General features: G+C 52.7%; 8 protein-coding genes. All 8 read left to right on the forward strand.

Annotation, left to right across the window (positions count from 1 at the left end; translation table 11 throughout):
* Positions 1–208 precede the first annotated feature (208 nt).
* Entirely contained in the window at positions 209–1,420 is a 1,212-nt protein-coding gene (locus F3H12_RS12340) for a cation diffusion facilitator family transporter (protein ID WP_149679624.1), read from the forward strand.
* A gap of 82 nt (positions 1,421–1,502) precedes the next feature.
* Positions 1,503–1,862 (forward strand): hypothetical protein, encoded by a 360-nt coding sequence (locus tag F3H12_RS12345; RefSeq protein ID WP_149679625.1) that lies wholly within the window; start codon positions 1,503–1,505, stop codon positions 1,860–1,862.
* Positions 1,863–2,043: 181 nt separating this feature from the next.
* Positions 2,044–2,931, forward strand: coding sequence for an SPL family radical SAM protein (locus F3H12_RS12350; protein ID WP_149679626.1), 888 nt, complete (start codon positions 2,044–2,046; stop codon positions 2,929–2,931).
* A gap of 135 nt (positions 2,932–3,066) precedes the next feature.
* On the forward strand, positions 3,067–5,007 hold the full coding sequence (locus F3H12_RS12355; protein WP_149679627.1) for a hypothetical protein: 1,941 nt from the start codon (positions 3,067–3,069) through the stop codon (positions 5,005–5,007).
* A gap of 131 nt (positions 5,008–5,138) precedes the next feature.
* Positions 5,139–5,279, forward strand: coding sequence for a six-cysteine ranthipeptide SCIFF (scfA, locus tag F3H12_RS12360; RefSeq protein WP_149679628.1), 141 nt, complete (start codon positions 5,139–5,141; stop codon positions 5,277–5,279).
* A 163-nt stretch (positions 5,280–5,442) separates the two neighbouring features.
* Positions 5,443–6,813 carry a thioether cross-link-forming SCIFF peptide maturase gene (scfB, locus tag F3H12_RS12365; RefSeq protein WP_149679629.1) on the forward strand — a complete coding sequence of 457 codons (1,371 nt, stop codon included), beginning with the start codon at positions 5,443–5,445 and terminating at the stop codon, positions 6,811–6,813.
* Positions 6,814–6,938: 125 nt separating this feature from the next.
* Positions 6,939–8,264 (forward strand): protein translocase subunit SecD, encoded by a 1,326-nt coding sequence (secD, locus tag F3H12_RS12370; RefSeq protein ID WP_149679630.1) that lies wholly within the window; start codon positions 6,939–6,941, stop codon positions 8,262–8,264.
* Positions 8,261–9,217, forward strand: coding sequence for a protein translocase subunit SecF (gene secF / locus F3H12_RS12375; RefSeq protein ID WP_149679631.1), 957 nt, complete (start codon positions 8,261–8,263; stop codon positions 9,215–9,217). Before secD ends, secF begins: the two co-directional genes overlap by 4 nt.
* Positions 9,218–9,493: the final 276 nt, after the last annotated feature.

Here is a 9,493-nt window from a genome sequence, read left to right on the forward strand (position 1 = left end):
CTTAGATCCATACGGGATAATGGATTTGCCATATGATCCTTGCCCAAAAAGAGGGGCAGACAGTGACATAAAACCTAAAACAAGTTGACACGACCAGGATATCGGCGTCACCCTGCGCGAGAGACTGGAATATGATATAATACTGAGAAAGGCTTTTGAACTGGCGGGAGCCTTCCCATAAACGGGAGCGCCTAGAGGAATTTCAAACATGACAAACTGGATCATACGATTGTTCATTAAGGATCATGAGAATACCACCGATCCGGTGGTCAGGGGAAGGTATGGCAGGGTATCCTCTTTGGTGGGGATACTCTGTAATGTTCTTTTGTTCGGCGCCAAGATGCTGATCGGAACCCTTGCCCATAGCATCGCCATTACGGCGGATGCCGTCAATAACCTGTCCGACGCCGGCTCATCGGTGATTACCCTGGTGGGCTTCAAGCTGTCGGCCAAACCCGCCGACAAGGAGCATCCCTATGGGCATGCCAGGATCGAATATATCACAGGATTCATCATTTCCATCATCATCCTGCTTCTCAGTTTTGAGCTGATACGATCCTCCGTGGAGAAAATCATTCACCCGGAGCCCATCCTGTTCAGCGCGGTAACCGTTGCCGTGCTTGCGCTGGCCATCCTGGCCAAGTTATGGCTGGGCCTGTTCTATAAGAAGATGGGCCGTATCATTCAATCCACTGCCCTGGGCGCCACGTCTGCCGACTGCCTTAACGATGTGCTGGCTACCGGAGCGGTCCTGGGTGCCGCATTGTTTGCCGGGCTGACCGGCATCCAGATCGATGGCTATATGGGTCTGGCCGTAGCCCTGTTTATCCTGTTCTCGGGCATCGGCCTGATCAGGAAGACCCTGAGCCCGCTTTTGGGGGAAGCGCCGGATGAGGAATTGGTCAGGAGAATCGAAGAGAAGCTGAAAAGCTATGATGGCGTGATCGGGTTTCACGACCTGGTTATACACAATTACGGGCCGGATCGCTGCTTTGCCACGGTGCACCTGGAAGTGCCGGCGGAAAGGGATATCCTGGAGAGCCATCATATTATCGACGCCATTGAGAAGGATTTCAGCACCGAAATGAACATCCAGATGGTCATCCATATGGATCCGGTGGTGACCGGGGACGAGCAGCTGGACCGCCTGAAAGCTGTTGTGGATGGCATTGTGAAGGACATCGATCCGGAACTGTCCATGCACGATTTCAGAGCTGTTTTGGGCAAGCAGCATGTCAAGCTGATCTTTGAGGTAACGGTTCCGCCCTCATTCAAGGCGGACAATGAGGAACTCATCAACCGCATCCGCCAGGCCATCCAGCGGTACAACCCCCAGTATGAATCCGTGATCACCCTCGACAGAAACTATATTTCAAGCACTCATAAAGATGATTTACGCAGGGAAGAAGTCGGGCAGTAGACTTTCCTGCCGGGTTTTGGTATATTTTATGGCATGCCGGACGGCAAATTCATCCACTATCAACGAATGGAGCGAATGGTCAATGATAAGCCTACTTTCCGGACTTGCTTTATTCATCCTGGGGATGTTTCTGATCTCCCAAAATACCATCGTCAGTACCGGATACTTTTTCGGCGGGGTTTTCGGCGGTTTCAATCCACCATTCGGATTGCTGCTGCTCCCTGTCATCATCGGCGTTATCCTGTTGTTTACGATGAAGAGGAAGATCTGGGGCTGGATACTGATCGCCACAGGTCTGGTGACAATTCTGGCAGGCGTGCTGATGAGTTTGCGCATTGTATTCAGGCCGACCACCCTGTATATCACCATCCTGATGTTTGCCTGCCTGGCGGCAGGTATCGGCCTGATCATCCGGGGTCTCATTCAGGTATATAAGAAATAGGTACATAGAAAACTGTGCTTTTACAGGAAAGACTTCCGGCATCGCGAAAACAGACAGCAGGATAATCTGCGGGCGAAGTCCACCCAAAACAGTGGTGCACATCCGCAGCAATCTGACAGGCTGTTGTCATGATTGGGATGTTATGCTGATGGCATCAGGACATGCCGGAGGAGAAGCAGCCATGAAGGAAATACCTGCAAAAACGCTTTTATCGGCTAACAGGAATCCGGGAGCCTGGTTTGATGCCAGGTACACCCTGAACATTTACCGCGGATGCTGCCATGGGTGTATCTATTGCGATTCCCGCAGCGACTGCTATCGGGTTGAAAACTTTGATGAGGTCGCCGTCAAGAAGGATGTGCTTGCGCTCCTGGAGCAGGAGTTGCGGCGCAGGAGAACCAGGGGCATTATTGGAATGGGCGCCATGAGCGATCCCTATAATCCCTTTGAGGCAGAGAAACGGCTGACACGGGGATCCCTGAAACTCATGGATCGTTATGGGTTCGGCGTCCATCTGGTCACCAAGAGCCCACTGGTTACAAGGGACGCGGATGTGCTGAAGGCGATCCAGGAGCACGATCCGGTGAACATTGCAATGACCATTACGGCTAGCTCCGACGATTTGGCCCGCAAAATAGAGCCCGGCGCTCCGACAAGCTCGCAAAGGTTCCAGGCGGTGGCAGGCCTGGCCGCCGAGGGCCTTGTGGCAGGCATCCTTCTGATGCCGGTCCTGCCATTCATCACCGATGACGAAAGGAACATCCTGGCCATTGTGGAAAGGGCGGCAGACAGCGGGGCGGCTTATGTATATCCGTTTTTTGGCGTCACGCTCCGGAGCGGTCAGAGAGAGTATTTTTACAGGGCCCTGGACAGGCTCTTTCCCGGCTTGAGGGAAAAATACGCGTGCAGCTACGGCATGAAGTACAGCTGCTGGTCTGAGCATTCCAGGAGGCTCCGGGAGGTTTTCCGGGAAGCCTGTGAAAAGAAGGGCCTTCTCTGCACGATGGCGGATATCATTCAACTGTCCCGGAGCAAGGTGGTTCAGAAACAGCAGACACTTTTCGGATAACCATACAGGGCGAAAAATGACGGGTCCCTGTTCTTTTTTATGGATGCAAGTATTAACTCGGGAAAGATAGTATGCTAAAATCAGGATCATAATATGCCCTAACTGGAAAAAATAACACACGAGAGGACAAATGACATGCTGTTCCCCTTAACCATGACATCGGTACTGATCTCCCTGTGTATCATCATTTTGGGCTGCCTGATCGTTGCCCGGTACAGGGATGTCTACGAGAGGATCAAGATTCCCCTGGCCATCATCACCTTTTTCAGCGGTCTTGTCTTGTACATTTTCGGCTATATGCCCGATTATGTCCTTCTGGGGGAACTGCCGGAACCCGGGGAGGCCCCTCCGGATGCCACGGCCATTGCCCTTCGGGCCCTGTTTTCCACCTGCAGGATTTTCATCATGGAGAATGATTGGGGGGATGTCAATGCCATCCTCCAGAACCATGCGATCTACACTCTGCTATTCAGCGTGGTTCACGCCTGCGGGCTGCTGATCACCGTCCTCACCCTGCTTTCCCTGTTTGGATTGCACTTCATATCCCGTATCCAGCTGATGCTATCCCGGCCTTCGGAAACCTATATCTTCTGCGGTCTGAACGAGTACGCCTACCACCTGATCCGGAGCCTGAGGGAGAATGGCAGGGATCGCCGTATTATCGTCATTGAAGGGCTGAAACAGAGCAGCGAACAGGAAGAAGTCCTGGTCAAAAAGATTCGCGAAAACCAGTGCATATTGATTGACCGGAACATCGGGGAAGTGGAGAGCCTCGAAAAGCTTAAGCTGCCTGCCAGGTGTTATCAGAAACCCATCCATTTCTTCCTGCTGTCGGAACAGGAAAACGCCAATCTCGAAACAGCCATCCGGCTGCTCCAGAATGCCAAAAAGGACCGGACACCCGTAAACCATCTGATCCTGTACATCCTTTCTTCTTCAGAAAACACGGGAAAGATCCTGGATCAGGTCAGGAAGGACTGCGGGATCACCGTCGATTTCAAGATCTTCAGCATAGAGGATCTGGCGGCAAGGCAGCTCATGGAGACCTGTCCGATATATGAAACCCTGGAACTGGATACCCGGGAGGCCATGGTCCATTCGGATTTCACCCTGTTCCTGGCCGGATTTGGCCGGATGGGGGTTGAAGTCCTGAGAAAGGCCCTTTACAACGGTCAGTTTTACGGAGGCCATTTCAAAGCCATTATCACAGACAGCGCCATGGGCAGCAGGGAAGGCGTTTTCAACAACCGGTACAGCGCCATCAAAAGCAACTACGATATCCGGTTCGTACAGGCTGATCCCGGCAGCAGCGCCTTTTATGATCTGCTCATTGAAAACATCCATGCCATCAATTACGTCGTTGTATGCCTTGAGAACGACAGGCTCAGCATGGAAACCGCCCTGGAGATCCAGAGGCTGCTCAGGCGGCAGGGGGTGAAAAGAGCCGTGACCATTGCCGTCCAGATTTCAGAATCGGCAGAGCTCAGCCACTACCAGGAGCTGGCCCTGCTCCCGGGCATCCGTATTTTTGGAAGGAGCAGCGATATCTTTACCGAGTCCATTATCATCAATGAAAGCATGGACAGAATGGCGCGGGCCATGAACGCCCTGTTCAACGGGATCTATCATGTGGAACCGGCGGATAACTGGTTTGAGTTGGACGAGTTTACCAAGGAATCCAACCGTTCTGCCGCCATGAATATCCGAACCAAGCTCAGGCTCCTGGGGCTGGATATGGCGGAGGCAGGAAAATGCGACAGGGAACCTGTCAGGCTGGAAGAATACCTTCAGGGTACGCGCCTGGAGAACCTGGCCAAACAGGAACATCTGCGCTGGAACGCGTTTCATTTTGCCAGCGGCTGGACCACATGGGATCTTTCGGAGACTGCAGGGGCAAAGAAAGCGAAGGACCTGGCCAATAAACGACATGCCTGCCTGGTGCCATGGGAAAAGCTTGCCGAAGTGACCAAGCGCTTCAACCAGGTGCCTTCCTTTGAAGAACTTGATTTTATGCAGGTACGTAACATCCCGCAGATCCTGGCGGCATCCGGTTATGTGGTGTTCAGAATCGATTAGGCGCTCTTAAACGGCAGCCTTTTTAGCAAGAAGCATTCCCTTTTGGGCCCATGAAGTGTAAATCTTTATTTGCACATCAAAAGCCATATGCTATAATAATGTGGAATTGAACCGGAAGAGGAGGAAATGCAATGAAGCATATCAAGACCATCAACGGAAAAACTCTGAACCGTGATATCAAGGAGGCCGGCTGCGGCGAATGCCAGACATCCTGCCAGTCAGCCTGCAAGACATCCTGCACGGTTGCCAACCAGAAATGCGAAAAGAAATAAAGAGAAGCTGAAAAGGAAGGGCTTGAGGCCCTTCTCTTGCATTGCAGCCGCGTTTTGCGATTCCCCGGGAGGGGCACGCTTTTTTTGTGCTATGACTGGCTGTCCTGCGAAGAGGATGGACTCAGGCGAACTTTAGAAACGATAAATGGAAAGATGGTGAACTATGATACATGCTTTCAGCATGCACGGCGTCAACCTGGCCCTGGATGTCAACAGCGGCGCCGTTCATGTCCTGGATGACGTGGGCTTCCAGGTCCTTCAGTGCTACAGCCAGGAAGGAAAGCCCGTTCATGAAAAACTTGAAAAACTAAAGGAGATCTTGCCCGAACAGGTGATCCTTGAGGCGATGGATGAGATTCAGACGCTGATCGGCGAAGGATCACTTTTTTCTGCTGATCCTTACGAGGATTACCTGCCCCAGTGGAGCAAAAAAACCGTGGTCAAGGCGCTTTGCCTGCACATCGCCCACGACTGCAACCTAAGGTGCAAGTATTGCTTTGCGGGCACGGGCGAATACTTGGGAGAACGATCCCTGATGAGCCTGGAAGTGGGGAAGAAGGCCATCGATTTCCTGATTGAGAACTCGGGCAACAGAAGAAACCTTGAAGTGGATTTCTTCGGCGGGGAACCCCTCATGAATTTTGATGTGGTTAAGGAAATCGTGCATTATGCCCGTTCCAGGGAAAAGGATTCGGGCAAGCGCTTCCGCTTTACGCTGACCACCAACGTCCTTCTCCTGGACAAGGAAAAGCGCGATTTCATCAACGAGCACATGCATAATGTGGTTCTCAGCATTGACGGTCGTAAAGAGATCAACGACGCCATGAGGAAAAGGGTGGATGGCACGGGCTGTTACGACAGGATCCTGCCCCTTGCCAAAACCATGGTGGAGGAGCGTGGGCATGAGAACTACTATGTGCGGGGCACATTTACCCGTCATAACCTGGATTTTGGCGAAGACGTCCTGCATCTGGCCGATGAAGGTTTCGAGCAGATCTCGGTGGAGCCGGTGGTAGCCTCGGCCGATTCGGGCCTTGACATCAGGGAAGAGGATATCCCGCGTGCCTGCGCCGAGTATGAGCGGCTGGCAAAGGCTTATGTGGAAAGGCGGGGCAGCGGCAGGTGGTTTAATTTCTTTCATTTCATGCTGGACCTGGAGGGTGGCCCCTGTATCGCCAAGCGGCTGAGGGGATGTGGCTCCGGCACCGAGTATCTGGCCGTGACGCCTGAAGGGGATCTTTACCCATGTCACCAGTTCGTGGGACAGACCCGATTCCGGCTGGGTTCGGTATTTGAAGGTCTGAACGGGAACCCTGTTCGGGAGGAGTTTTATCAGGCCAATGTCTACGAGAAACCCGAGTGCAGGACCTGCTGGGCCAAGTTCTACTGCAGCGGCGGCTGCGCGGCCAACTCCTGGAAGTTCAACCAGGACATCAAAAAGCCTTACAAGGTTGGCTGTGAGCTTGAGAAAAAGCGAATCGAATGCGCGCTCTGGATAAAATCCCAGGAATTTGCCGCGGCCGAGGGTGAGTGAACGACCGGCCCGGGGGCAATCCGGCGGTAATATATATTAAGTTGACGCTCTGGAATAATAAGATTTATAATTACCTAAGTGGTTTGCGAAAGACTAAAACATATAAACAGTGGGAGGAAGCGCCAATGAAAGACAACAGGGCATTTAAGTTTTTCGCCATGTTGGTCATCATCGCCCTCCTTTGTTGTCTGGCCTTTTTCGGGCTGGGTCCCGAAAACGCAAGGATCATCAAGGGAGCGAATGAGATTAGAACCGGTATTGATATCCGGGGCGGAATCAGCGCCATCATGGTCCCCGATTATCCCGAGGGGACACAAGGGCGCAATGTGGCAGAAGACCTTGCCAGCGCGCGGAGCATCATGGAACTCCGCCTCGATGCGCAGGGCATCTTCGACAAGAGCATCAACGTGGATGCTACCAACAATCGCATCATCATAGATATTCCCTGGGCTCAGAATGAAACCGAATTTGATCCGAGAAAGGCCCTGAATGAATTGGGAAGCACCGGCCGGCTCACGTTCCGGGAAGTCAGCGATGCCGATGCCATGCTGCCCCTTGACCAGATCCCGGCAACCGGCAACATCATCCTGGACGGAGAGGACATGAAAACCGCTTCCCAGTCCCAGAACCCAGAAACCGGTTATTACAACGTGGATCTGGAACTGAAGGAATCCGGCATAGAGAAGTTTGCAGAGGCCACCGGACGCCTGGTCGGCCATTATATCGGAATATTCATCGATGATAAATGCATCTCGTGCCCCAGGGTCAATTCCCGCATCAATACAACGAAATTCTATATCGAGGGCAGTTTCACGCTGGAAGAGGCCAAGGCCCTGGCCGACAAGATCCGGTTCGGCGCCCTGCCGGTAGCCTTAAGACCGGTCAGCGTGGATGCCATTAGCGCGCAACTTGGCCAGGGAGCCCTGGACATCGCTATTAAAGCCGGTATTGTCGCCTTTGTGCTGATCTGCCTGTACATGATCGTCTACTACAGGCTGCCCGGCGTGCTGGCTTCACTGGCGCTTTCTGCACTGGTAGCGCTTCAGATCCTGTTCCTTGCCAACACGGGTGTTTCCATAACCCTTCCCGGTATCGGCGGTATCATTCTCTCCATGGGTATGGGTGTTGATGCCAACGTGATCATCTTTGAGCGTATCAAGGAGGAACTGCGTTCGGGCAAGACCATCCGGGCTTCGGTAGAAGCCGGATTCAAGCGTGCTTTTGTAGCGATTATGGACTCCAATGTAACCACCATCATCGTTGCTGTCGTCCTGTATATACTTGGGACCGGACCGGTCAAGGGCTTTGGCGTGACCCTGGGACTCGGCGTGCTCCTCAGCTTCATCACCGCCGTTTTCTTCACAAAAACCCTGCTCAAGTCTGTGTCAGCCTTTGGATTTGCCCGCAATAGAAAATTCTACGGTGTCAGGGAAGGGGGAGCCGAGGCATGACAAGATTTGATTTTGTTAAAAACAGAAAGATATTTTTCACCATCAGCGGAGTTCTTTTGCTGATATTTCTGGTGCTCTACCTCATCAACGGAGCAGTGCTGGATATCACCTTCAGGGGCGGCACCAGGATGTCCATTGAATGCGAGCAGATGGTGGATGCCAACCTGGCCGCTGTGAGGCTTGAGGCGGCCTTGAATAAAAAGGTTAATACCAGTGTGATGGAGACCGTGTCCGGCAGCCAGGGAACGGCAAAGAAGACCATCATGCTCAGGATCGATGTGGCCAGCCAGACGCCTCTGACTCCGGATGAGGAGCAGCTTGTGAGGGATACTTTGGTCAAGGAAGGCTTCCCGGTGATCCTGGACAGCCCCAATAACGAGGTGGTCAGCATCGAGCCGTCCATCGGCAAGGAGACCCTGGGCAAGGGCTTGCTGGCCGTACTGATTTCATCGGTATTGATCCTGATCTATGTGGCATGGCGTTTCAGCATCATGAGTGGTTTTTCGGCGGCAGTTTGCGCGGTTATCGCCCTGCTCCACGATTGCGCGGTGATGCTGGGAGTATATGTGGCCTTCAGGCTTCCATTCAATGATGTGTTCATCGCGGCCATCCTGACCATCATCGGTTATTCCATCAATGACACCATTATCGTCTATGACAGGATCCGTGAGAACGCCAAAGTCATGCAGAAATCCGAGATTGGAACCATTGTCAATGTGAGCATCTGGCAAACGCTGTCCAGAACCATCAATACCACATTGACCACCCTGCTCAGTGTCGCTGTGCTCTACATCTTTTCAGCGGCCAACAATATCACATCCCTGAAAGGCTTCAGCTTTTCCCTGATCATCGGGTGCATCTCGGGAACGTATTCCTCCGTATTTATTGCGGCCAACCTGTGGCATTGGCTGAGAACCATCCGCCTGAAGGCAAAAACGGCGAGTGCAAAATAAACGTCTTGATATGCGGGGCAGGGATGCTGCGAACCCTGCCCTGTGCATTTCCCGACCCGACAGGCTGTGCCCGGAAATGGGCAGGATTCCCGGATATGGGCCTCATGGCCATGAACTTTGGGAGAATCGGCCTGATTTGACACGGAATGCCTTAAACCGCGAAGGATATTCCGTGAAACGCTGTCAAGCGTCTGTGAAAATGTCAGGTTAACTGTTCTATGAAAATGTCAGGGATGATAGCTGATTAAACAACCGCCGTCCTCTTGCAGACTAGCC

The organism is Thermoclostridium caenicola, assembly GCF_900142095.1.
GTDB lineage: Bacteria > Bacillota > Clostridia > DSM-8532 > DSM-8532 > Thermoclostridium_A > Thermoclostridium_A caenicola.